The following is a 25039-nucleotide window of genomic DNA, read 5'->3' as shown; positions in this document are numbered from 1 at the left end:
GGATTTTGCGAATCAGAAAAAGTTTGTTAAATTCTTTCTAGGTCAAGAGTGACGACACGAAGCCCTAGCTAGTCGTCCGGCAACCCTTCCACCGCGATAGGGTGCCCTAGGTGAAGACCGGGTCACAAAACAAAGGGTTTTGTGGCAAGCGCGGGTCTTGCAAGCGCAAGGCCCCGGCGTCGATTTCGAATCGGCACCGAGGGGTTCCTTTGGTGCAGTTTCGTAATCGCCGAGACCAAATTGCACAAGGAGAAATAATGTCAACAACCTGGTCATTTGAGACCCGTCAGATTCACGCTGGGCAAACCCCAGATGGCACCACAAATGCCCGTGCTCTGCCGATTTACCAAACCACGTCCTACACCTTCAATAGCACTGAGCATGCAGCAAACCTGTTCGGCTTGAAGGAGTTTGGCAACATCTACACCCGCATTATGAACCCAACTCAGGATGCAGTTGAACAGCGCATTGCCAGCCTTGAAGGCGGCGTTGGCGCATTGTTGGTATCTAGCGGTCAGGCAGCTGAGACTTTCGCAATTCTTAACATTGCTGAAGCTGGCGATCACATCGTGTCTAGCCCAAGTCTTTATGGCGGCACTTACAACTTGTTCCACTACACCCTGCCTAAGTTAGGTATTGAAGTAACCTTCGTAGACGATCCAGACAACCTTGATTCATGGCGCGCAGCGATTCGCCCAAACACCAAGGCATTCTTCGGAGAGTCAATTTCGAATCCAAAGAACGACATCTTGGACATCGAAGGTGTTGCAGGCGTTGCACACGAATACGGTGTGCCATTAATTATCGATAACACCGTTGCCACCCCTTATTTGATTCGTCCAATTGAGTGGGGCGCTGACATCGTTGTTCATTCTGCTACCAAGTACATCGGTGGCCACGGAACTGCAGTTGCCGGTGTAATTGTCGACAGCGGAAACTTCGATTTCGAAAAGCACCCAGAGCGCTTCCCGAACTACAACCAGCCAGATCCTTCGTATCACGGTTTGGCCTACGGTCCGGCACTCGGTGTCAACGGCATTCTGGGAGCTAACTTGGCGTTCATCTTGAAGGCTCGCGTTCAGTTGCTTCGTGACCTAGGCGCCGCTGTTGCTCCGTTCAACGCATTCTTGATCGCTCAGGGTCTCGAGACTTTGTCACTGCGCATTGAGCGTCACGTTGCAAATGCCCAGAAGGTTGCTGAATTCCTTGAGGCACATCCTCAGGTTAAGTCAGTCAACTACGCTGGCTTGCCAAGCAGTCCGTGGTATGACCGCGGTCGCAAGTATGCACCAAAGGGAACCGGCGCAGTGTTGTCCTTTGAAATCGAAGGTGGCATTGAGGCAGGTAAAACTTTCATTGAGGCGCTTGAACTGCACAGTCACGTCGCGAACATCGGTGATGTTCGTTCGTTAGTAATTCATCCAGCCTCAACCACGCATTCACAGTTAACACCAGCAGAGCAGTTGAGTGCTGGCGTCACCCCAGGCCTGGTTCGCTTAGCCGTTGGCATTGAAAACATCGATGACATCCTGGCTGATCTTGCACTAGGCCTTGATGCGGCAAAGGTCGCAGCAGCGGCCTAAACACGGAAATGTCCTCCTTTGTGGCAACATCCCTTCCGGTCACCGGCGCGTGGCTGGAAGGGATGCCACCTGCCTTTCGCAAGTTTGCCGATCTTGGTTCCTTCACGCTTGAAAGCGGTGTCGTGCTACCAAATGTTCGCGTTGCTTATGAAACATGGGGGACATTCACCGGCAACAACGCAGTTCTCATTGAACATGCGTTTTCTGGAGATTCGCACGCTGTGGGCCCAACCGCAGACGGGCAAGTTAGTCCGGGTTGGTGGGGTGAAGTTATTGGGCGTGGACATTGGCTAGACACCAACAAGTGGTTTGTCGTTTGCGCTAATGTCATCGGCGGATGCCAAGGCTCGACCGGTCCATCAAGTATCGCACCTGATGGCAAGGCATGGGGCTCTCGTTGGCCACGAGTAACCGCCCGCGACCAGGTAGCAGTTGAAATTGCTCTGGCTGATCATCTCGGTATTGACACCTTCGCTAGCGCTATGGGCGGCTCAATGGGAGCTATGCGGGTGCTTGAGTGGCTAATTATGCAACCGGGTCGAGTTCGTAGCGCGATGGTCTCGGCAACTGCTGCAGTTGCCAGTGCGGACCAGATTGCTACGAATACCACACAGATTCGTGCTATAACCGGTGATGCTTATTGGAATAACGGCGACTACTACGAACAAAAGATCGGTCCCGTTCATGGCATGCAGTTAGCTCGGCAGATTGCCCACATCAATTACCGAACTGAGTACGAGCTTGCCACCCGATTTGGCACCGACTCTCAAGGACTGGAAGATCCGTTTAGTCCAGAAGTGACTGGTCGTCATCGGGATGCTGGTCGTTTTTCGGTCCAGTCATATTTGGATCACCACGGAGTTAAGTTGGCTCGACGTTTTGATGCCGGCACTTATGTCGCTCTCACCGATGTCATGAACACCCACGACATTGCACGAGGTCGTGGCACTGTCGCAGACGTTCTTGGCAGCATAGATATTCCAGTTGTTGTTAGCGGTATCGATAGCGACCGGTTGTTCCCGTTGTATCAGCAAGAGCAACTAGCTAGCTTGATTCCGACCGCCTCACCGCTGCGCGTAGTGCACGCACCTTACGGACACGATAGCTTTTTGATAGAAAATGAAAAAATTGGTGCTCTAGTTCAAGAGACTTTGGCGCACATCGATTTGTAACCAATAGTAAAAGTTGGGCAACGGTTATCCACATCGCTCAAATTTCGATGGCGAGATTTATTGGACCTGCTTAACTTAGAGGAATGCTTCGGTTAAGAAAACACCGCTGTTTTATTATTTTATTGTTACTGCTCACTGTGCTGCTGGATGGCTCTGGCGCATTGGCGCGAACTGTGAGCACTGAGTCGGTAAGGCTCACTGGTCTTCTGAAAGTCGACAACACCAATGTTTCAGGCGACGATGAGACTGATGCCTACACGGGCACTGGCGGTCTCTTGCTCCCTAGTAATTACTCAGGCACCGCCTCATCACGACACACAATTGCGAATTGTTTAGATTGCTTTTGGAAGTACACCATTTATTGCGCCAAAGGTGTAGTGGGACTTTGTGCGCATGCCGTTACCACTTGTGCGCCCGGGCAGATCAGATACCGAGTCTGGTTTGGTCACTCGCCAACAAGTTTGCAGATTGTTGGATCTGTTTGTGCTGGCTACACGAGGCCGGCAACTAGAAGGCAGATCGAAAAGACTATTCAAGACTCGGCAATCAGGTATGTGCCAGAACTCGCTCCCAAAATATCGCCACCTCGAAGAACCTTGACCACCCTTCCTATATACGCCTACTCAGGTCAGCAGCAACGATTCTCGCCTGCGCCCATGAACCTTGCGGGACACCAAGTTCGGCTGACCGCGCAAGCTACCTGGCTTTGGGATTGGGGAGACGGTACCAGGTTATGGACTAACCAGTCTGGCTCCCTTCGACCAGACAGTGGGATATCGCACACCTATCGCCGTGCGGGGCAATTCAAAATCGTTGTCCGCACGCTTTGGCAGGCCAAATATACGGTTCTCGGAATTGGTACCTTTACCGCGTCCGGAGAGGCGGTCACTCAGCAAAAGACCCTGTCAATTAGGGTGCTTGCCACCAGAGGCGTGTTGGTGTCCCATCTATAAACAGGCCTGAATCTACCCCGGGAATAACAACTAGTTCAGCAATGTTTCCCTAATTGTTCTAATGACGCTCCCTGTGGGTACACTAGAACCACGCACTTTTAGTGTCGCCCGGTCAGGTTTGCGCTTGACACGGGCTCTTGTTATTGGGCAAGTGAAATGAGGAGCCAAGTGGCAGCGGCTAAAAAATTAAAGCCAGCAAAGAAAGTAGCAGCAAAACCTGCACCTAAATCTTCAGTTAAAAATGCACCCACCAAAAAATCCCCAGCAAAGAAAGCAGCTCCTAAGCCTGTGCCTAAATCCACCACGAAAATCAAAGAAAAGCCTGCTCTTAAAAAGTCTGCAAACACAAAAGCAAAGTCAGCGCCTACGACAAAGAAGGCTGCTACTAAACCAGCTACTAATAAATCGGCGCCAAAAAAAGCTTTAGCAAAAAAGACCGCTAGTAAGCCCGCTGTCAAAGGTGTTGTTAAGCCAGTCGCCAAGCCAACTGCCAGTGCCAAGGCAAAGCCATTGGCGAAATCTGCAAAGCCTGTGGTTGAAGCAAAGAAGGCGGGCAGGTCAAAGTCGGCTGTCGAAAGTAAGGCCAAGAAGGCTCTGGTTGTTATTGATGGCGAAGAAGAATTAGAGATTGAAGATGTTGAAATCGAGATAGATGATGTTGAAGTTGAGCCAGGCGTAGATCTTGCTGCGGCAGCTGCGCTTGAAGTTGAACTCGAAACTGAGCTCGAAAAAGATTTGGCAGAATTAGACGGCGATGAGGGCAAGACACTAGTCGCACCTACGCCAGATGCCATTATTCTGTCGGACGTAGACGAAGGCGATGAGCCACAACAAACCGTCATGACAGCTGGCGCTACGGCAGATCCCGTTAAGGACTATTTGAAGCAGATTGGTAAAGTTCCGCTGCTTAACGCAGAAGAAGAAGTTGAATTGGCGCAATATGTGGAAGCTGGCCTCTGGGCGAACAAGCTTTACGGCGAAAATGGCGAGAGTTTAAAGACCGCATCTGGCGCTCGGCCAATTAAATGCACCGAGTGTAAGCAGGTAATCAAGCGCTACGCCGAATTCTCAATTAACTACGATGGCGACAAACAGAAGTACCGAATCTGTAATTTCTGCCTCGAAGAAATGATCACCTTTGGCGAAAGCAAGAAAGAGCATTTGCTAAATGCAAATTTGCGTCTTGTGGTGTCCCTGGCGAAGCGCTACACCGGCCGTGGCATGTTGTTCCTCGATCTGATTCAAGAAGGAAATTTAGGTCTAATCCGTGCAGTCGAAAAGTTTGACTACAAAAAGGGCTACAAGTTTTCAACCTACGCAACCTGGTGGATTCGCCAGGCTATAACTCGTGCCATGGCTGATCAGGCCCGAACTATTCGTATCCCAGTTCACATGGTCGAGGTCATAAATAAATTAGCCCGAGTGCAGCGCCAGATGCTTCAAGACTTAGGCCGCGAACCAACCCCCGAAGAATTGGCCCGTGAACTAGACATGACGCCAGAAAAGGTTGTTGAGGTTCAGAAGTACGGCCGCGAACCAATCTCGCTACATACTCCACTGGGCGAAGAAGGCGATAGCGAATTCGGCGACTTGATTGAGGACTCTGAAGCAATAGTGCCGGCAGATGCAGTTGCATTCCGGTTGCTGCAGGATCAACTTGAAGGTGTATTGGATACCCTGAGTGACCGTGAATCAGGTGTTGTACGCATGCGCTTTGGTTTAACTGACGGTCAACCGAAAACGCTTGACGAAATTGGCAAGGTCTACGGCGTTACTCGCGAGCGGATCAGACAGATTGAAAGTAAGACCATGTCTAAGCTTCGCCATCCTTCTCGGTCACAGAGTCTTCGCGACTACCTCGACTAAGAGTATTGGTGTGTCCGGACAATCTTTTGCTTGACTGTTTGGCAGACTGGTAGTCAATTGAATTGTTGATTTGGGAGACTTCGTGCGAAAGAATCTGTTAGTTCTGCTTGTTGTAGTTTCAGCATTGCTGGTAGCTGGTTGTGGCAAAAGCGATAAAGCGAGCGGACCCAAGGTTTCAGCCAGTCCAACTCCACCTCCACTTCCACGCTGGCCGCTGACGGGAATTGAGTCCAAGACCGCCAGTAAAACCAAGCCAGTTCTAGTTATCAAAGTAGAGAATGACCCCAGCGTCCGACCACAGTCTGGCCTAGATTCTGCCGACGTTGTTTTTGAAGAATTAGTTGAGGGCGGCATAACGAGATTCGCCGCTATTTTTCAATCCAAGATTCCGGCGGAGATAGGTCCAGTGCGAAGCGTTCGCCATGTTGATGCATCTATCGCAGCCCCAGTAGCTGACTACTTCATTTTCTCTGGTGGTGCTCGGCCCACTCTTCGATACCTTCGTGGAAATCTTCCATCTGGCGTCAAGATTCTTACCGAAGGCGCCCCTGGAATGCATCGGACTAATTATCACAGCGCACCTCACAATCTGTTTCTCGATCCCCAGAAACTTATTAACCAGAGCTCACATTCGAATTCTGCTACCAGTGGCATCTTCGTCCGTCCAGATGCACCGAACTCGGGTATGCCATCAATTACGGCAACGCCAGCCACAAGTTCATCGAGCAAACCAGTTGTTGCAGTTTATGTTCCAGTCAGCGCAGCGAGAGCGGTATTTAGTAATGGCGAGACTCCCAACTGGAAGTGGAACTCAGCCCGCAAAGAATGGCTAAGGTTTGAGGGACAGCAGCCGCACAATGCCAAGTCTGGCCGCCAATTAGGGGTAACCAACCTAGTAGCACTTCGGGTCAGTACGGTTGATGCCGGCTATCGAGATCCAGCAGGTAACTTCGTTCCTCGCACAGTATTTACCGGAACTGGAAAAGGTACAGTAATGATGTCTGGTAAGGCTCTGTCGGTGACCTGGTCAAAACCAGATTTGAGTTCACCGGTAACCCTAAAAGACGTTACGGGTAGAACTATTGCCTTGAATCCTGGGCGCACTTGGGTTGAACTAATACCTGATACCGGGTCATTCACCATTGTTAAGGCGGTAAAGCCGAAACCAAAGCCGAGCAACTCTAAGTAATTGGAACAAGGCTTAACTACAGACACCAGGTCGATGAACCGCGTCAGTCACTCTGCTTGAACTAGAGCTGCTGTTTCATCTTGAATGTCAGCGGCGACATCGCGCAGCTTATCTTCGTGTTCGCGGAAGTGGTGCGCGCAGAACTGCAAGGCGTTGTCTTGAGCCAGATAAACTCGGACAAAGGCTTGTGCGCCACAGCGGTCGCAACGGTCGGAGACGGTTAGTGGGGTTCTCGTAATTGTTGTACTCAATTCAAACACCTTCCCTTTGTCTGTAGTTCAATTCTTGCAGTCAGTTGTGCCCACATCATGCAGATTTAAACCTCGTTCACTCATGGCGTAGCAATTTTTTCAGTAAGCGCTTTCGTGCGAGATAAACACATGTCGTGCACTAATTCACAAACAGGTAAAAAGGATTTTCGTTCGGCGTGGATACTGGGGAAACGCAAGCCAGTCATTTAATCTAGGAACATCATGGCCGCTTCCTCTTCAGCAAAAACCCCCAAAAAAGCAACCCAATCTGCGGATTATTCGGCCGCCAGCCTTCTGGTTCTTGAGGGTCTAGATGCGGTCCGAAAACGACCAGGCATGTACATCGGATCCACTGATTCACGGGGCCTGCAACACTGTCTCTGGGAAATCATCGACAACTCAGTGGACGAGGCCCTTGGCGGGCATTGCAACAGGATTGAGATAGTTCTGCATTCTGATACCAGCGCCACCGTAGTGGACAATGGCCGAGGAATTCCTGTGGACATCGAGTCAAAAACCAAACTCAGTGGCGTCGAGGTTGTTATGACTAAATTGCATGCTGGTGGCAAGTTTGGCGGGACTTCCTACACCGCCTCAGGAGGTTTGCATGGTGTTGGCGCTAGCGTTGTGAATGCGCTATCTGCACGGCTTGACGTCGAAGTTGACCGCGACGGCACCACTTATGGCATGTCATTCAGGCGAGGAGTGCCTGGCAATTTCGCCGGCAATGAGGAAACTAGCACCTTTACTAAGCAAAGTGGTTTAAAGAAAATTGGTAAGGCGGCTAAGAAAACGGCGACCGGTACTCGGATCACCTTTTGGGCTGACATGCAGATTTTCACCGCAGGAGCAGGTTTTGACATCGCGGACATACATGCCAGAGCCCGGCAAACATCTTTTCTAGTCCCAGGTCTACTTCTAGTCGTTACCGACGAGCGATCTGGGAAGGCGCAGACCGAGGAGTTTTTACACGCGGGCGGCATTTCTGAATTTTGTGAATTCCTTTCTCAGGGCAATTCGTTGGGTCCGGTTATTCGGTTGAACGGGCAAGGAGATTTCAAGGAAACCGTCCCAGTCTTAGACGACAACGGACATATGACTGCGCAAGAGCTAGATCGAACACTTGGCGTTGATGTCGCACTACTTTGGAACGATGGCTACGACAACGCCATGCAGTCATTCGTAAACATTATTGCCACGCCAAAGGGTGGCACTCATGTTGCGGGTTTTGAGCGAGCACTTGTAAAAGTAATCAACGAGCAACTCAAGGCAGTTCGTCTGCTTAAGAGCGCAGACGAGCCCGTAACCAAAGAAGATGTACAAGAGGGGATGACCGCTGTCGTCACCGTAAGAGTGGCCGAACCGCAATTTGAAGGGCAAACTAAAGAGGTCCTCGGCACGCCGGCTGCCACCAAGATTGTTAATTCAGTGATAAGTAAAGAGTTGACTTCCTGGTTCACCAATCCACCGCGCGGAGCCAAGCCGGCAACAAAGTTAATTCTTGAAAAAATCCTTAATGCATCTCGCACCCGAATAGCGGCCCGAACCCATCGCGATACCCAACGGCGAAAAACAGCGTTGGAGGCGTCGACCCTCCCCGCCAAGCTAAAAGATTGTCGAAGCGAAGACCCTAATTTGACGGAACTTTTTATTGTTGAAGGGGATAGTGCGTTAGGCACTGCCAAGTCAGCCCGCAATAGTGAATTTCAGGCATTGCTCCCGATTCGAGGAAAGATCCTCAACGTTCAGAAAGCTTCGCTGGCCGACATGCTTAAAAACAGTGAATGTGCATCCATCATTCAGGTAATTGGCGGCGGCTCAGGCCCGTCATTTGATTTGGCGGCTGCTAGATACGGCAAGATCATAATCCTTGCGGATGCAGATGTTGACGGTGCGCATATCAGAACTTTATTGCTAACACTGTTCCATCGTTACCTGAACCCGCTTTTGGAGTCAGGTCGAGTATTCGCTGCGGTTCCTCCATTGCATCGCATTGAAGTGATCGGCGGTGGCAAGAAGGCTAGCGAGGTCATCTACACCTACAGCGATGAACAGATGCGCCAGACAACAGCGGACTTAACTAAGCAGGGACGCAAATGGAAAGAACCAATTCAACGTTACAAGGGTCTTGGCGAGATGGATGCAAGCCAGCTGCGTGAAACAACTATGGATCCTACGAAACGGACATTGCGGCGTATAACAATGGCGGATGTCGCATCCGCGAAAAGCGTCTTTGAACTTCTGATGGGAAATGAAGTGGCTCCGCGAAAGGAATTTATCGTCGATGGGGCATCAGCATTAGACCGAACTCGAATAGACGCCTAAATCATCGCTATTTAGCGGGGTCATGCTCCTGAGTGACTAGATGTCAACAGTATTTAACTTTCCGGTGTGCACATCGTAAATAGCGCCGGCTACTGTAGTTCCACTGGCTAAAAGTGGATAAGTTCGAATTCGCTTAATGTCAGTTCGTAATGCCTCAGTGGTATCGGTTACCGTTCGGATTTCTACGCTCCGGGTGTCGACTCCAAAATCTCGCAGGATTTCAGCATGAATCTGGGGCTCAGTAGCCGAGGCCATCTTGCATTCTGTATGAGGCATGATGAGAACTCGATTCACGCCAAGCAAGAAGGTGGCCAGAACCAATGTTCGCAATACGTCATCCGTAACCCGAGCACCGGCATTTCGCAAAATCTTTACGTCACCTGGATTCATACCAACGATTTCAAGGGGACTTATGCGTGAGTCCATACAGGTGATGATCGCCAATCCCTTAGCAGCGGTACCCGATAAATGTTGATCGGTGAAATCGGCTGCGAATGTTTGGTTGCTTGCGAGTACATCGGCAAAAACATCAGTTGGAAATGGTCTATCCATCAGCTCTCAGCCGATCCGGTTGAATGTCCAGGGAAGATGCCCTGACTTTCATCGATGTAAGGAGTTGCATTGTTTACCGCTAATCCTGCTTCGCCGAAGCCAACGCTGATGAGGGCCACTTTGCCTTTGTAAGTCGTGATGTCACCAGCTGCGTACACCCTAGGCAAATTTGTTTGCATTGTGGTGTCAACGAGTATTCGGCGCTTCTCTAAGTTAAGGCCCCATTGCGAAATCGGACCAATGTTCGCAATAAAGCCTAAAGCGGCAACGATAGTGTCAGCAGGCAAAAGAGTTTCCTCACCAGTTTCTTTCGCAGTCAGTGTCACACCGGTAACCCAATCTGTACCTGAAACCGAACTAACTTCACAGTTGGTATAGATCGTTACCCCAAGTGCTTTTACCTGTTCAACGGTTGCGGCATGGGCTCTGAAAGTATCGCGTCGGTGCACAATCGTGATTGACTTAGCAATACCGTGTAATGAAAGCGCCCAGTCAAATGCCGAGTCACCGCCGCCAACAATAACTACATCCTTATCTCGATGCTCTTCTAGGCGCGGGACGAAGTAAACCAATCCTCGACCGATAAATTCATTTCCGGCAGGAAGTTCTCGCGGGGTAAACGAGCCGATGCCACCCGTAATTACCACAGCCTTGGCCGTGATGACGGTTCCCTTGTCAGTGATTACAGTTACCGGACCTTCTTCGGAAGTTTCCAGTGATTCTGCTCGTTCACCAAGGACATACTTTGGGCTAAATTGGTTGGCCTGATCAAGAAGTCCGCTGACCAAATCGCGACCTTTTACTTTGGCGAAACCAGCTATGTCATAGATGTCCTTTTCGGGGTACATGGCCGAAATCTGGCCTCCTGGCTCGGCCAGCACATCGAGCACAGTTACTGAAAACCCACGAAAGCCTGCGTAATAAGCAGCGTATAAACCTGAAGGACCAGCACCAATAACTAGCATGTCGCAATTAACCATGATTAATAGGTTACAGGTAGGTATGTACGCAGGTTGTAGCTCGTACCGATTCTTAGTTAAGGAGTAGGTGTCGGATTTGGACTTGGGGACGGGGAAGGAGTTGTGTCTGGTTTCGTTGCTTGAATCCAGGTGCCTTCGACCAATGCAGCTAGATCCAAGACTGAGCCGTTGAAGACATTCAGATCTAAGTGCTTTCGAGACTGTTTAACATCTGGTGAGCAGTACTTCGCTTTTGTGGGACATGGAGTTCCAGATTTCGGCGACCAAGGTATGCCGTAAAGCTCTCGGTCACCCCGTGAGGTGTACTGCCAAAAACTCCATAGAGCTGTGCAATCTGCCAAAGTCCAGGCACTCACATAACAACCGACTCCTGAGTCAGATTTACCGGGTATCAAGTTAGGGTTGCCGGGATTACCCGGGTGAGCAAGCCACAGGGCATGTTTTCGCAAGTAACTCTTGGTTGCGCCATCAGTTAAGAACTTATTGGCTAAGAAGTAACGATATGAGTAAACAATAGATCTGCGACCTGTGGCCTGATACATGTTCTCGAGCCAAGTAGTCGTCCAAAGAGTAATACTGGCGTCAGTACTCGTTTTCGGCGCTGATTCAATGTCCAAGACATAAGGGAGAGTCTGGCCGTCGTACCCACCAAGCTCAGCTAGTCTGGCCTGCGCCTGTTTGGCCTGTTTTTGAGCACTGGCAATTACAGTAGCCCGCGCATTGGACCGTGGCACTCGGGCAAAGTGATAGTAGCCCGCATAGATTCCTGCCGCCTTTACGGCTTTGCTGTCCGTAATAGCGTAAGAACGAGTTATCTCGTCGTCGCTCAAATCTCCATCGCTACCTTTAATGAAAACAAAACCCACACCACTTCTGGCCATTTGCCGGAAGTCAATTGGTAGAATCGAGTGTTGCCAACGGGAGATGTCTACTCCTGAAATGCGAGCTCCAGGACCAGAAACAGCGATGGCCGGAAGCGGAGTGGTTCGAACATCGAATTGTCTTGAAAAGTTTTTTCCATAGACAATTCGCAGGGTTTGATACGTGCGCTGCGGCGGAGCAACTAACGTGAAACTCCAACTACCTTTTTTAGCCACCTTGGCAGACAAGACATGCATCCACTTGTACCCAACTAGCTGCTGCAACTTAACCGGCAAATATTTCGGCGCTGGAGTGCCAGATGATGTGGGAGAAACGCTCGGAACTGCAGAAATATCAGGGGATGTTGATGGACTAGCCGAGGCAGAAATTCCAGAGGTCAATCGAATCCGCCCAGTTATTTTGTAAGTTTGACCCGTAAATACCAATCTTGGCTTTAGGGCTAGAAGGATTTTTACATTACTTGCAGCTGGTGAAGCACTTGGACTTGGTGAACTCACTGGCTCTGCCGTAGCTGGTGCAACGAGTCCGACAAGGACGGCTGCAACTAGCAAAAATTTGGGTAACTTGCCTTGCATGTCAGCCACCAAGTGGGTGGCCAGATAGAGCAACCACAGGCTTTGATACTGGCGACCCAGACCCATCCCGCTTACCTTGTTTTGTGGGAAGTTCTACTGGCCCACCAGTTCCAGTGCAGGCGTGGATCGGAGCCGCGCCGGCAACAGCGGTAACAAGAGTATTTTCTCCTGACAGGAATTTATGACACCGTACGCCACCAGTTGCTCTGCCTTTGGGTGGAAATTCGGATAGGGGGGTTACTTTCATGCTGTGCGCAGCGGTTCCCGGCAGTGTGTCGGTGTCGCCAGCAACTGTTCCCACGAGCAAATCGCCATCATCAGATAGGACGCCACCGAAAATAACTCTTGCTTCGCTGGCTACCTTGATCCCAGCCACACCTCCAGCTGGACGTCCAGCCGCACGCAGCACCGAGAACTTGAACCGAAGCAGTTGAGCATCATCGGTAATCAAGACAACTTGACCTTGGTCATCAGCAACTTGTGTCGCGCCGACTAGGTAGTCGCCCTGGTCGAGACGGATTATGTTCCAATCGCCTGCAGTAGCAGGCACATCGTGTATCACTCTTTTGACCATACCCAAAGCTGTTGCAAGGAAAACTGTTGCATTGGCGGCTGATAAATCCATCAGGGCCAGCGGACGCTCGGTTTTGGCCAGCGAGACTATATCTTTGAGTGCGCTTCCACCTGCAACGGTCAAGTTTGAGTTATCGGAAAGTGCCGGCAGCGAGATGGCTGGGATCCGGATAACTCTGCCTGCCGAAGTAATAATTCCAACATCGGCACGAGCGGTTGTATGAATTGCACTTCTAATGGTGTCGTGCGTAGCTCGCTTGTTCGGAAAAGCTCGAGTATCGGTGTTGTTCGTCCGAGCGATTAGACCGGTTGCTGACAAGAAGACATAGCAGGGATCATCTTCAATTTCTAATGTGGTTGGAACAGAAAGAGTGGTTCCGTCATCATCGAGTAATTGCGTGCGCCGATCTTCGCCAAATCGATCGGCGACCTCTTTAAGTTCGGTCGAAACAACTTTGCGTAGTCGCTTCTCGTTCTCCAAGATGTCGGTAAGGTCCGCAATTGCAGATTGGAGTTCCGCTTGTTCCTTCTCGAGTTCGATTCTAGAAAACTTAGTTAGTCGTCTTAATGGCATTTCGAGAATGTAATTCGCTTGAATTTCAGAAAGCTCGAATACCTTTATTAACCGCTCACGAGCCGCCGCCGTATCGTCGCTTGATCGGATTACGGCTATCACTTCATCGATGTCTAGGATGGCAATCAGTAGACCATCAACTAAATGTAGTCGGTCCATGGCCTTACTTCGTCGGAATGATGACCTTCGGCGCACCACCTCAATGCGATGAGCGAGGAATACCTCTAGTAGAGATTTCAACCCTAATGTCATCGGCTGGCCATTCACCAGAGCCACATTATTGATGTGGAATGAATCTTCAAGGGGAGTCAATTTGTAAAGTTGCTCAAGAACGGCTGCTGGATTAAATCCATGCTTGAGTTCGATAACGAGTTCCAGGCCCGAATCGTAATCAGTCAAGTCAATGATGTCTGAAATTCCCTGTAGCTTCTTGTTGGTAACCAGTTCTTTGATGCGCTCAATAACTCGCTCAGTGCCGACTTGGTAAGGCAACTCCCTAACTACCAGACCCATCCGCTTAGGTGAGACCTGCTCAATGTCCACTTTGGCGCGGATTCGGAAACTTCCCTTACCAGATTCGTATGCCTCAGTTATTCCTTCTAGTCCGAAGATTATTCCGCCGGTGGGCAAGTCTGGTCCCGGGACAAACTCCATGAGTTCTGCAAGGCTTGCTTTCGGATGCGCTAACAGATGGATTGCGGCATTAACGGTTTCGCGCAGATTGTGCGCAGGCATGTTGGTAGCCATGCCAACGGCGATGCCAGAAGCGCCATTGACAAGCAGGTTAGGAATGGCTGCTGGCAGAACACTCGGTTCCAGCTCTCGGCCATCGTAATTGGGAGCAAAGTCGACTACATCTTCATCGAGGGAATCGACCATTGTGCTGGCAGCACTGGCTAACCGTGCCTCCGTGTAACGGTAGGCTGCTGGCCCTTCGTCAATCGAACCAAAATTGCCATGACCATCAACAAAAGGTAGTCGCAAAGACCACGATTGAGCCATGCGCACCAAAGCATCGTAAATCGCAGAGTCACCATGTGGATGAAGTTTTCCCATTACTTCACCGACCACTCGAGCACTCTTAACGTGACCTTTGTCCGATCGCAGTCCCATGTTTGACATGGTGTGCAAAATTCGGCGCTGAACGGGCTTTAAACCATCCCTGGCATCTGGTAATGCTCTCGAATAGATAACGGAATAGGCGTATTCAAGGAATGAACCTTGCATTTCCGCGGCAACATCAATTTCAATGATTTTCGCAGGTAAAGATTTATTGGTCTCCATGAATTAACTGTGCTTAATTAAAATGAATGCAGTCACTATTGATCTGTCGGCCGATGACCAAAAAGAATGTCGTCCCATGAAGGTGCATCGGTTGTATTTGCAACAGGGGTCACCGGTACAGGAATTGTTGGTTGGCCCGGACCTACCCAGGCGGGTGCTGCAATGCCGTCATCATCAGAATCTGGATTTGGAATAGCTACCAAGCGGGGACGTGATTCGGGCTCAGGTGCCGAAGAATCCGATACCGATTCTTGGAAGAGCCAGCGTGCCTCATCATCCAGAGAAACAACCGAGCGACCAAGTGGATCATAAATCCAGGTTGCTAACCCTGAACCCTCGCCAACACTCCACATAACAGCAACATTCCAACGCCCATCTTCTCGGCGCCAAGAGTCCCATTCGAGCGACAGAATATCAACGTTGCGAAGTTCAAGCTGAGTTACGACCAGCTCACCAAGCATGATGTCACCTTGTGGCCGGCGCACTAAAGTCGATTTGGCCTGATCCGCCGTGAAATTGCGCTCGGCAAAAACTGGCCCAGCAAACCGTTCAAGTCGATCCTGACTAATGCCAGATTCTGCAGCGATACTCGCCAAGCTTTCTCCGCGGCGAATTCGCGCTTGAATGTCGCGTACCGACAAACCTAAATCGCTACGACCTTCAGTTGCTGCTTTTGCACCAGCAGAGGCATTTCGAACCAGGTTGTCGTCAATTGCAACTATGAATTCTTGACCCTCATCATCAGTAAAAATGAGACCCGAGTTGTCGTCGCTACGGCCAACAAAAATCAGATCTTTCACGGATACCTCCAAGGCGCTTTCCTGCCTCCTAGTTTTGCGTGAAAAATGCCTAAATTCGGGGATTTTCGGCGCGTGTCGTGTTCCGCTAATGGACTGAAGCGACACAATAGGTTCATGTCGATATCTCAGACCAGTGAGAATATGGTTCTGCAATCGGCAATTGGGTATGCACACGCTGCAGGTTCAGCACTACTACGCCGACCCACAGAATTACTGATCGATCACAAAACCTCTCAGACTGATGTGGTTACTCACATGGACAAATTGGCTGAAGAACTGATTGTTTCTGCGATTCATGCCGATTTCCCCGATGACGGGATTTTGGGAGAGGAAGGAGCTGATTTTGAATCAAAGTCGGGTTTCCAATGGGTAATCGACCCACTAGATGGCACCATTAATTATCTGTACGAGGTACCGGCCTGGGCGGTGTCGATAGCACGAGTGCAGCTGGCTACAAATCAAACGCAAGTAGGTGTCGTATACGCACCCGCACTTTCGCGCACCTACTTTGCCAGCCTGGGCCAAGGCGCATACCGCACAGATTCAACCGCGCAACTTTCTGTTGGCTCTTGTTCTGAACTCGCACAGGCATTAGTCGGTACTGGATTTGCTTATGACTCGATTCACCGCGCTGGGCAAGCCAGAGTGCTAACCACGGTTTTGCCAGTGGTTCGTGATATCCGACGAATAGGCTCGTGCGCACTTGACTTATGTTTTGTTGCAGAGGGACTATTGGACGCCTTCTACGAACGCAAAGTGAACCCGTGGGATCACGCTGCAGGCAGCTTGATCGCTCGTGAGGCAGGGGCAACAGTTTCTGGCTTACGTGGTAAAAGCGAATCGGCAGAAATGATCGTCGCTGCTAATCCTGATTTACACGCCCACATTGCCCACTTGTTGGAGTCGGTTAATGCTGATTCAGACAACGCTAACTAGGAATTGAGGAGCAAATGCCAATCTATGCACTTGGCAATCAAGAGCCGCAAATCGATGGCTCCGCATTTATTCATCCCGATGCCGTAATAATCGGAGCGGTAACTATTGGCGCAGATTCAAGTGTTTGGCCTTGCGCAGTGCTCAGGGCAGACACAAATTCGATTTCAATTGGTGCCAGATGTTCGATTCAGGATGGTGCTGTGATTCACTGCACTGCGGACTTGCCAACGGTAGTCGGGGATGACTGCACTATTGGACACAACGCACACTTAGAAGGTTGTGCGGTACATGCCGGGTCGCTCATCGGTTCGGGATCTCTGGTTTTGCACAGGGTGGTTGTTAATTCTGGTGCACTTGTTGCTGCTGGCGCTGTTTGTACTAGCGGGTTGGAAGTGCCAAGCGGTGCGCTAGCGATTGGAGTGCCAGCCCGCATCAAAGAACAGGGAGCAGACATCGAAACGATGGAATATTCCCTAAAGAGTTACCAAAATTTAACAAAAATCTATCCACAAGAACTAAGACGCCTCGATTAATCAAATTAAAATTTGGTAGGGGCAGTGTGACCCAAGAAAAAACAATAAAGTAATCTCACCTAGCGTCGGGGAAGTAAAGTTCCTTGACAACACTTACGCAGTAGGAGAACCGAAACTAGCGATGGCTACCGATTACGATGCACCACGCAAAACTGATACTGAAGAAGAGAACGAGAGTCTCGAAGAATTAAAGGCCCAGTCAGCAGCCAAGGGATCGACCACAATTGATATTGACGAGGCAGACTTAGCTGAAACGCTGGAATTACCCGGTGCTGATTTGAGCGACGAATCAATCACGGTGACTGTGATACCCAAGCAGGCTGACGAATTTACCTGTTCAAAGTGCTTTTTAGTTCACCACCGAAGCCAGTTGGCCAAGAATTCCAAATCAGGCCCGGTTTGCAACGACTGCAGTTAGTCTGAATCACCTGATAAGGTCTCTATTGATTCTTCAGGTCGCTGCTTGGTCATGAAACTGTTCACAAGTGCTTCGGCCGCTGCTAGCAAAACAGTCATCATCACTTTCCAAATGAATTCCTCGTGTTTTGGCTCTGGCTTCCCGTCTCGGCGTTTTGAAATCTTTTTCTGAGCTTGATTAGCAGTTTTTCGAATAGCCCAACCGACACCTAGGACGGCTAGAGGCGCTAGCCAGCTACGTCGCCGCTTTTTGGAATCACTCACGGTTGCCTCCAGTGTCATCTTTTGCCAGCTCTAACGCTTTGACCAATTCAGTCGGATTCCTTGAAGATACTTGCCAATAAGGGTGTGGATCTGACTCGTCTAGCACAGTAACCACAACTGATCTCGGTATCCAGGATTTAACCATCAAATAGGGCGGTGGGGTAGTAGCGGAGGCTAATGCCGATCTTGTTTGAACTTGATCAAGTATCCGCAGGTCACCGACGTAAGCTAATGGAAGTCGCGCGCGGCCTACCCGAAGTACCAAATTATCTACTCGGACTAACGGAGCTGAAAAAAAGGCCACAGAGAAAATCACTACAGTTGTGACAATTGCAACGGTAAGACCAATCGGTGCCGTGTAGGCATGACCATAGGCAATGCCAAGTGAGGTACTCATGGTCAAAAAGAAGATTAAAACGCCCATTCCTGGCCAGAGGCGTTCTTCAAATCTGGAAACAGTGCCGTCAGTTCCCTCCGTATGTTGACTGGGACTGCTCATCGTTAACTCGCTAATCTATCCTCATGGCACAAACGGACAATTCAATCGTAATCCCGATTACTAGATTGCACGAAAATGCAGTGATTCCCTCGTACGCTCATTTGACTGACGCTGGTGCCGACCTAGTATCGGTTGAAGACATAACGTTGACCCCAGGTGAAAGGGCCTTGGTTGCAACCGGACTCGCACTGGCGATTCCTGACGGCTTTGTTGGTCTAGTTCATCCGCGCTCGGGACTGGCAATCAAAAACGGCGTTGCGTTGGTCAATGCCCCTGGAACGATTGATGCGGGCTATCGTGGTGAAGTGAAGGTTTGTCTCATCAATCTAGATTCACAAACACCCGTTCAGTTGCCGGCCGGTAGCCGAATCGCGCAGCTTGTGATTCAACGTGTTGAACATGCCAAGTTCCAGGAAGTTGCTCAGCTGGCAGACTCTGATCGAGGCACAGGTGGCTTCGGTTCAACCGGCATCAACTCATGACTGAGTCTCTGGATTCAACAGGCGAATCACCTGCGCATCAGATAATTGACTTTGGGTCACTACGGCTACCACTTTTGCCCAATTTGCAAATCAGCATGAACATTGATCAAGAAACTATGCAAGGCATCAGTCTTGGTCTAGCTTTAGAGAATTGCATGGCAGATCTTCAGGTATTTGCTCAGGCTAAAGACGAATTGCTCTGGCCTGGAACTAGAGACTCGCTTGTAGCGGCCCTTGCTGAACAAGGGGTAGACAGCGAAATAGTCATAGGCAACTTTGGCTCAGAAATAAGAACGACGATGCCATATGTGGATCGAGATGGTAATAACATCGTGCAAAGTGTCAGATTTGTCGGAATCGATGGCGATCGCTGGTTTCTGCGTATAGCCATTTCAGGAACAGCCACATTTGACGATCGCAATGTGGCACAGATTGATGAGTTGTTGCAGAAAATCGTGGTGGTTCGAGGAGAAGATGCTAAGGCACCTGGCGAGTTGTTAGTGCTAACCTTTCCAGACGAACCAACCTCAGCGCTTTAGTGTTCTGCAGATAAGGTTGGCGACGAGATAGACTGAAAATGTGAGACGTCGGCGCAAGTTATCATTTTTCTCATCGCAGCAAGAAATAGATGCGGCGAATCTTCAGGATGTTTCCGAGTCATTAGGCGCTCAGGCCGCTGCAGATGTTGAGGCTGGCGAGATAGTTAGAGTGCACGGTGCAATTCGTGCTCTCAGGATTCGGCCAAACACTACAGTTCCAATGGTTGAAGCAGACATTTGGGACGGCTCTGGTTTAGTTTCTTTGATCTGGCTGGGCCGGCGATCTATTGCTGGCATTACCCCTGGCCGGGCTCTGGTTGTGGAAGGTCGGCTGACCAAGGGGCCTGCTGGCCAGCCAACGCTATTCAATCCACGCTACGAACTTCTGGCGACGGGCGAATAATGTCCGAGCCAAAAGACGAGTCAGTCTTTGAACACATTGAGGAATCGGCAGAGCAACTAGAGCGAGAAGTTCAGGCCGATACCGCAATTTTGGCAAAGGCGATCGGTGGATGGCGTGGCGCTATCGACTCTGGCACACCATCAATTATTTTCCTAGCGGTCTACTTCTTGAATGAACGGGACCTGCATACCGCAATTTACAGTGCACTCGCCGCGGGCATCCTGTTAGCCGTGGTTGCCTTGGTGCAACGCAAGTCCTTGCAGCAGGTTGTGTCGGGTCTATTTGGACTGGCGATCTCGGCCTACTTAACTGCAAGAACTGGCAAAGCCGAGGCATTTTTTTTGCCAGGCATCATAAAGAATGCAGCATATGGATCGATTTTCACAATTAGCATCTGGGTAAAGCGACCAGTGTTGGGATACTTCATAGCACTCCTGCGTAAATCTGAAGATTTTAAAGTTGTAACTCAGGTTGAGCAGAACAATTTAAAGGTCACAGAGGTGACTTGGCGGGACAATCCAGAGTTAATGCGCAAATATTCAAGTGTTACCTGGGTCTGGGCCTTAATGTTCTTAGGCCGTGTTTTGATAATGTTGCCACTCTATTTAGCAGGGGCTACGGGCACTCTAGGAGTTGTGAGCGTAATACTTGGTTACCCACTTTTTGCCCTGGTTATTTACGCAAGCTATGCAATCTTGCGCACTAAATCAAATAATTAAGGTTATCCCCGGAGTAAAACGAGTAACGCTGGCTCCTGGTCACTTGTTGCAATAAAGAGAAGTTCGTCCCCGGCCTCTAACGGATCGTCGCCCGTTGGGGTGATCACATGGTGCTCGCGCAAGATGCACACCAAAGTGGTGTCACTTGGCCAAACAACTTCTCGGACACACTTTCCGACAACCGGACTATCGGGAGCGAGGGTAAATTCAACCAAGTTTGCTTCGCCTTTGCGCAGAGTCATTAACCGCACTAAATCACCAACGGTAACTGCTTCTTCAACAAGAGCCGAAAGCATGCGTGGTGTGGAAACAGCGGTATCTACGCCCCAAGCTTCGTCAAACATCCACTCATTTTTCGGATGATTAACTCTCGCGATAACGCGGGGGACGCCAAATTCAGTTTTTGCTAGTAGCGATACAACCAGATTTGTTTTGTCGTCACCGGTGGCGGCAACCATTACCTGGCAGGCGGCTACATTAGCCTCGCTCAAAGATTCAACTTCGCAAGCGTCTGCTTGGATGGATGTCACTCCGTCCACGTTGAGGCTCTGGATTTTTGGATCGCGGTCAATCAGAAGGACTTGGTGTCCGTTGGATGCGAGTTCAGTCGCTATTGAACGGCCTACTTTACCGGCACCTGCTATTGCAATTCGCATTTAATGTACCGGTGCCTTTGCAAGTATTTGTTCAATGTTCGGTAAGTCGGTAATTCGGGCGAGGATGTGGACTAAGTCACCTTCCTGCAAGACTGTTTGATCGGTTGGCAGCAGACTTGACCCGAGGCGAGTCAACATTGCGATGCGAACCTTAGTTTGCTGTTCAATTTTCGACAGCGACATGCCGAACCATGCAGGATGAATGTCCACCTGAGACAGTGATACTTGGCCATTTGGATCACGCCATTCTTCTTTCGCGCCAGCCGGCAATATGTGACGCAAGATTTGATCATTTGTCCAAGAGACCGTGGCAACTGTTGGGATACCTAAACGTTCAAACACTTCAGCTCGCTTCGGGTCGTAAATACGAGCTACTACATTGGTGATTCCGAAATTCTCGCGCACAGTTCTCGCGGCCAAGATGTTGGAGTTGTCACCAGAAGAGACAGCAGCAAATGCACCAGCGCGCTCGATGCCCGCTTCAATTAGATGCTCGCGGTCAAAGCCGACACCTTTGATAGTTAGGCCTTTGTAGTCTGGTCCAAGTCTGCGAAACGCTGATTGGTCCTGATCTATTACTGAAACTGAATGGCCGAGGTCTTCCAGTGAGTGGGCTAACATTGCACCGACTCGCCCACAACCCATAATGACTACATGCACATTCGCCAATCTACACCCTGTAACACAAATACAGAATGTGTGGTTCCCGGTATGCGTGAGTCGGGTCTGCTAATCCTTTTGTTCAGGCGTAGGCTTAAACATCATGGAATCATTTTCGAATACCGCCAAGCGAATTTTGTTTGGTCGAGCGATTTCCAGTGACCGCTTAAGCGAAACACTTTTGCCAAAGCGGATCGCACTGCCTATTTTCGCCTCAGACGCTCTTTCTTCAGTCGCTTATGCAACCCAAGAGATCCTTATCGTCTTAGCCCTTGGCGGTGTAGCTCTGTACACGGGAGCTATCTGGGCGGCTATCGCTGTTGCAGTCGTTATGACTGTTGTAGTGCTTTCATACCGACAAAATGTCCATGCTTACCCAAGTGGCGGTGGCGATTATGAGGTAGCTACAACAAACCTCGGCAGTAATTTTGGACTCACCGTTGCCGCAGCTCTTCTAGTTGACTACATTCTGACCGTAGCGGTTTCTATTTCGGCAGCGGTAGAAAACATTTCCTCTTCATTCCCAGCGCTACACGATCATCGAGTAGGTATGGCATTTGCGTTAATAGTCGGGATAACTCTGATGAACCTACGTGGTGTACGGGAATCGGGAACTTTTTTCGCTATTCCGGTCTATGCATTTATGTTTGCGATTTTCTCTATGCTAATCAGCGCAGCGGTACGACTAGCATCCGGTGACACACTAGTTGCTCAAAGTTCCGATTACCAGATCATTCCAGTTGATCAATTCACTGGAATGGCGCTAGCTCTATTGAGTTTGCGAGCATTCACTTCGGGTTGCACTGCTTTAACTGGAGTAGAAGCCATCAGCAATGGTGTACCAGCCTTCCGACCGCCAAAAAGCAAGAACGCGGCAACGACTCTTGGTCTGCTAGGTGCTATTGCCATCACGATGTTTATTGGCGTAACTCTTCTAGCTCTGGTTACCAAGGTTCGAGTTACACAATCAGACTCACAGATAGTCGGCTTGAGCGCAGGTGAACATCAAAAAACGGTCATCGTTCAGGTGGCCCAAGCAGTATTTAGCAATTTCCCAGTTGCTGCTTTCATCGTGGCTATAACGACCGCCTTGATTCTGGTGCTTGCCGCTAACACCGCGTTCAACGGTTTCCCTGTCCTAGGTTCAATACTGTCCCGGGATGGATTCTTGCCTAGGCAACTTCATACTCGTGGCGATCGCTTGGCATACAGCAATGGAATTATTACTTTGGCAGTTTTGGCTGCAGGCCTAGTTTGGGCATTTGATGCCGAAGTAAGTCTGCTGATCCCGCTCTACACGGTTGGAGTATTTGTTTCATTTACGGTAAGTCAACTGGGCATGATAAAGCATTGGACGCGGTTACTTGGGGCTGAATCTGAGGCTGCTACGAGATCAAAAATGATCCGAAGTCGACTAATTAACGCTGTTGGATTTTCGCTAACTGGACTAGTGCTGACGATTGTTCTAATCACTAAATTCACCATGGGCGCTTGGATCGCCTGTGTTTCAATGACCGTTTTGTTCATCATTATGAAGGCAATTCGCCGGCATTACGATCGGGTGGCAAATGAATTGAAACCAGAGGCCGATGAGAGCGTTGTCCTACCACCTCGGGTGCATGCCTTGGTCCTGGTATCCAAAATTCATAAACCCACTCTGCGTGCACTCTCGTATGCAAGAGCGACACGACCAACAGTTCTAGAGGCCGTAACTGTGGCTGTGGACCAAGAGGAAACAGATCAGTTAATTGCCGAGTGGTCCCGCCGAGAGATTCCTGTGATCCTTACCGTGCTGAATTCGCCTTACCGTGAAGTAACTCGCCCAATTCTGGATTACGTGAAGTCACTCAACCGAAAGAGTCCCGGTGATTTAGTTACTGTCTACATCCCTGAGTATGTTGTCGGACATTGGTGGGAACAGTTGCTACACAATCAAAGTGCGTTACGACTCAAAGGCAGGTTGCTATTTTCGCCCGGAGTGATGGTGGTTTCTGTACCATGGCAGCTTTTGTCTAGCGAACGAATCGATCCCGATGCACTTCATCTCGGCCCTGGTTCGGCCCGCAAGGGCGAACCCGCGGAAAAGTACGCAGACAGCTGGTCGGACGACAGCGCAAGCAATTCGTAGTCTGACATGACCGAGTCAGTCGCTCTTGTAGGCGATCAAGTTGAGTTGGAAATTTTGCGTGTGGCCAATGGCGGATTTTGCATCGCGCGCCACGAGGGAAAAGTGGTTTTTGTCAGGCATACTTTGCCTGGCGAATTAGTAGTTGCGCAAATCACTGATATCACTTCAAAGTTTTTGCGCGCAGATGCCATCGAAATTTTGCGTCCCAGTGCGGATCGAGTCCAAGCCCCATGCAAGTACGCAAGCAATTGCGGCGGTTGCGACTGGCAGCATGTGAGTCTGGAAAGACAGCGCGAACTCAAAAGTGAAGTAGTCCGCGAGCAACTTGGACATCTTGGGAAAGTGGTGCAGGTAAACGGTAAACCGTTGGAAGAATTTCAGGTCGAACCGATGCCAGGGGACAGTACCGGTCTTCACTGGCGGACTCGTAATCGATACGCTGCCTTGGGGAACTTTGGCGTCGGAATGCGCATGTCCAGATCACACAATGTGCTTGAAATTGATGACTGCCTAATTGCTTTACCTGGATCGGTCGCACTGGCACAACGCGCCCTCCATTTGGGCCAACCGGAGATTCAAACAGTGCAAAGTTCAACCGGTCAAAATCTTGTTGTCGATGCAAGAGGTGGCCCCTGGTTGGATGAAAAAGTAGGTGAACGGAGCTGGCGCTTGCACGCAAGTTCCTTTTGGCAAGTTCACGTTCGAGCTCCAGAAACTTTTGTTAAGGCTGTTCGTGAACTAGCTGACCTTAAGCCCGGCCAAGCAATTTTAGATCTCTATTCAGGTGCGAGTCTCTTTGCTGCTTCTCTTGCACAAGATGTTGGTGAAACCGGTTTAGTGGTAGCCGTCGAATCAGCAATAGATGCAGTGCGAGACGCAAGACGCTCGTGCAGCGACTTGCCGCAACTTGAGTTGGTGACCTCCGATGTCAAGAAATGGCTTACTGTCAATTGTGACAAGACCTTCGATGTTGTTGTGTTGGATCCACCGCGGGCCGGTGCTGGCGCAGAGGTGATTTCTAAAATCGCTCGACTCGCCAAATCTGCAATAATTTATGTATCTTGCGACCCTAGTTCGCTGGGTCGCGATACGCAGTTGTTAGCGGAGTCTGGTTGGAGCCTTCGCAAATTACGAGGTTTTGATGCTTTTCCCATGACTGCCCATGTGGAGTGTATTGCCGCGTTTTTGCCTGCTAAGTAACGCTTAAAGGTCAGTTGGTGGTAAAGTATCTTGATATCAAGATA

Annotated in this window: 25 protein-coding genes and 1 riboswitch; of the genes, 15 read left to right on the top strand and 10 right to left on the bottom strand. The window is 49.9% G+C overall.

Annotated features, from left to right (window positions below; translation table 11 throughout):
* Window positions 1-40 precede the first annotated feature (40 nt).
* Window positions 41-157: riboswitch (SAM riboswitch) on the top strand.
* A 100-nt stretch (window positions 158-257) separates the two neighbouring features.
* The 5 genes from EBS36_05960 (at window position 258) to EBS36_05940 (ending at window position 6763) form a co-directional block, all read left to right on the top strand.
* Window positions 258-1583 carry a bifunctional o-acetylhomoserine/o-acetylserine sulfhydrylase gene (locus tag EBS36_05960; GenBank protein NBU32695.1) on the top strand — a complete coding sequence of 442 codons (1326 nt, stop codon included), beginning with the start codon at window positions 258-260 and terminating at the stop codon, window positions 1581-1583.
* A gap of 8 nt (window positions 1584-1591) precedes the next feature.
* Window positions 1592-2755: a homoserine O-acetyltransferase gene (locus EBS36_05955; GenBank protein NBU32694.1), complete on the top strand. Its 1164-nt coding sequence runs from the start codon at window positions 1592-1594 to the stop codon at window positions 2753-2755.
* An 83-nt stretch (window positions 2756-2838) separates the two neighbouring features.
* Entirely contained in the window at window positions 2839-3708 is an 870-nt protein-coding gene (locus EBS36_05950; protein ID NBU32693.1) for a hypothetical protein, read from the top strand.
* A gap of 156 nt (window positions 3709-3864) precedes the next feature.
* Window positions 3865-5574: an RNA polymerase sigma factor gene (locus EBS36_05945; protein NBU32692.1), complete on the top strand. Its 1710-nt coding sequence runs from the start codon at window positions 3865-3867 to the stop codon at window positions 5572-5574.
* Window positions 5575-5635: 61 nt separating this feature from the next.
* Window positions 5636-6763 (top strand): DUF3048 domain-containing protein, encoded by a 1128-nt coding sequence (locus EBS36_05940; protein ID NBU32691.1) that lies wholly within the window; start codon window positions 5636-5638, stop codon window positions 6761-6763.
* Window positions 6764-6810: 47 nt separating this feature from the next.
* Here EBS36_05940 and EBS36_05935 read toward each other — a convergent pair whose 3' ends face one another.
* Window positions 6811-7014 (bottom strand): hypothetical protein, encoded by a 204-nt coding sequence (locus EBS36_05935; GenBank protein NBU32690.1) that lies wholly within the window; start codon window positions 7012-7014, stop codon window positions 6811-6813.
* 222 nt (window positions 7015-7236) lie between these two features.
* On the opposite strand from EBS36_05935, the gene EBS36_05930 reads away from it, so the two are divergent.
* On the top strand, window positions 7237-9339 hold the full coding sequence (locus EBS36_05930) for a type IIA DNA topoisomerase subunit B (GenBank protein ID NBU32689.1): 2103 nt from the start codon (window positions 7237-7239) through the stop codon (window positions 9337-9339).
* Between the two features lie 36 nt (window positions 9340-9375).
* On the opposite strand, the gene EBS36_05925 is transcribed toward EBS36_05930, so the two are convergent.
* From EBS36_05925 to EBS36_05905, 5 genes are read right to left on the bottom strand one after another with little or no spacing between them, the layout of a single operon-like run.
* A complete protein-coding gene (locus EBS36_05925; GenBank protein NBU32688.1) occupies window positions 9376-9891 on the bottom strand; it encodes a carbonic anhydrase in 516 nt (171 codons plus the stop codon).
* Window positions 9891-10871, bottom strand: a complete 981-nt coding sequence (locus EBS36_05920) for an NAD(P)/FAD-dependent oxidoreductase (GenBank protein ID NBU32687.1) — start codon at window positions 10869-10871, stop codon at window positions 9891-9893. The genes EBS36_05925 and EBS36_05920 overlap by 1 nt, the downstream gene beginning before the upstream one ends.
* A 56-nt stretch (window positions 10872-10927) precedes the next feature.
* Window positions 10928-12394, bottom strand: a complete 1467-nt coding sequence (locus EBS36_05915; GenBank protein ID NBU32686.1) for a hypothetical protein — start codon at window positions 12392-12394, stop codon at window positions 10928-10930.
* Window positions 12330-14759 (bottom strand): DNA topoisomerase IV subunit A, encoded by a 2430-nt coding sequence (locus EBS36_05910; GenBank protein NBU32685.1) that lies wholly within the window; start codon window positions 14757-14759, stop codon window positions 12330-12332. The genes EBS36_05915 and EBS36_05910 overlap by 65 nt, the downstream gene beginning before the upstream one ends.
* Window positions 14760-14794: 35 nt before the next feature.
* The gene (locus tag EBS36_05905; GenBank protein ID NBU32684.1) at window positions 14795-15733 is read right to left on the bottom strand and encodes a DUF3071 domain-containing protein; all 939 of its coding nucleotides are present in this window, start codon (window positions 15731-15733) and stop codon (window positions 14795-14797) included.
* Between EBS36_05905 and EBS36_05900 the strand changes: the two genes are divergently transcribed.
* The 3 genes from EBS36_05900 (at window position 15701) to EBS36_05890 (ending at window position 17446) form a co-directional block, all read left to right on the top strand.
* Complete coding sequence (locus tag EBS36_05900) at window positions 15701-16495, top strand: inositol monophosphatase (GenBank protein NBU32683.1); 795 nt, start codon at window positions 15701-15703, stop codon at window positions 16493-16495. The two genes, EBS36_05905 and EBS36_05900, sit on opposite strands and share 33 nt — an antisense overlap.
* 14 nt (window positions 16496-16509) lie before the next feature.
* Window positions 16510-17028: a gamma carbonic anhydrase family protein gene (locus tag EBS36_05895; GenBank protein NBU32682.1), complete on the top strand. Its 519-nt coding sequence runs from the start codon at window positions 16510-16512 to the stop codon at window positions 17026-17028.
* A 121-nt stretch (window positions 17029-17149) separates the two neighbouring features.
* Window positions 17150-17446, top strand: coding sequence for a DUF4193 domain-containing protein (locus EBS36_05890; protein ID NBU32681.1), 297 nt, complete (start codon window positions 17150-17152; stop codon window positions 17444-17446).
* Here EBS36_05890 and EBS36_05885 read toward each other — a convergent pair.
* Complete coding sequence (locus EBS36_05885; GenBank protein NBU32680.1) at window positions 17443-17709, bottom strand: hypothetical protein; 267 nt, start codon at window positions 17707-17709, stop codon at window positions 17443-17445. The two genes, EBS36_05890 and EBS36_05885, sit on opposite strands and share 4 nt — an antisense overlap.
* Entirely contained in the window at window positions 17702-18208 is a 507-nt protein-coding gene (locus EBS36_05880; GenBank protein ID NBU32679.1) for a DUF3093 domain-containing protein, read from the bottom strand. The genes EBS36_05885 and EBS36_05880 overlap by 8 nt, the downstream gene beginning before the upstream one ends.
* A 23-nt stretch (window positions 18209-18231) precedes the next feature.
* Here EBS36_05880 and EBS36_05875 point away from each other — a divergent pair, with 23 nt between their 5' ends.
* The 4 genes from EBS36_05875 to EBS36_05860 are packed head-to-tail and all read left to right on the top strand — an operon-like array spanning window position 18232 to window position 20351.
* Entirely contained in the window at window positions 18232-18690 is a 459-nt protein-coding gene (locus EBS36_05875) for a dUTP diphosphatase (GenBank protein NBU32678.1), read from the top strand.
* Window positions 18687-19229, top strand: coding sequence for a DUF3710 domain-containing protein (locus EBS36_05870; GenBank protein ID NBU32677.1), 543 nt, complete (start codon window positions 18687-18689; stop codon window positions 19227-19229). Before EBS36_05875 ends, EBS36_05870 begins: the two co-directional genes overlap by 4 nt.
* A gap of 40 nt (window positions 19230-19269) precedes the next feature.
* Entirely contained in the window at window positions 19270-19632 is a 363-nt protein-coding gene (locus EBS36_05865; GenBank protein NBU32676.1) for a DNA-binding protein, read from the top strand.
* Entirely contained in the window at window positions 19632-20351 is a 720-nt protein-coding gene (locus tag EBS36_05860; GenBank protein NBU32675.1) for a DUF3159 domain-containing protein, read from the top strand. The genes EBS36_05865 and EBS36_05860 overlap by 1 nt, the downstream gene beginning before the upstream one ends.
* A 2-nt stretch (window positions 20352-20353) precedes the next feature.
* On the opposite strand, the gene EBS36_05855 is transcribed toward EBS36_05860, so the two are convergent.
* Entirely contained in the window at window positions 20354-21007 is a 654-nt protein-coding gene (locus tag EBS36_05855; protein NBU32674.1) for a TrkA family potassium uptake protein, read from the bottom strand.
* Window positions 21008-21667 (bottom strand): TrkA family potassium uptake protein, encoded by a 660-nt coding sequence (locus EBS36_05850; protein NBU32673.1) that lies wholly within the window; start codon window positions 21665-21667, stop codon window positions 21008-21010.
* Window positions 21668-21770: 103 nt separating this feature from the next.
* On the opposite strand from EBS36_05850, the gene EBS36_05845 reads away from it, so the two are divergent.
* On the top strand, window positions 21771-23795 hold the full coding sequence (locus EBS36_05845) for an APC family permease (protein NBU32672.1): 2025 nt from the start codon (window positions 21771-21773) through the stop codon (window positions 23793-23795).
* Window positions 23796-23801: 6 nt separating this feature from the next.
* Window positions 23802-24995 carry a class I SAM-dependent RNA methyltransferase gene (locus tag EBS36_05840; GenBank protein ID NBU32671.1) on the top strand — a complete coding sequence of 398 codons (1194 nt, stop codon included), beginning with the start codon at window positions 23802-23804 and terminating at the stop codon, window positions 24993-24995.
* Window positions 24996-25039 lie beyond the last annotated feature (44 nt).

This window comes from Actinomycetota bacterium (genome assembly GCA_009923495.1).
In the GTDB taxonomy this organism is placed as follows: domain Bacteria; phylum Actinomycetota; class Actinomycetes; order S36-B12; family UBA5976; genus UBA5976.
The sequence above is the reverse complement of the archived record's forward strand: the minus strand, read 5'-3'. Positions and strand labels throughout refer to the sequence as shown.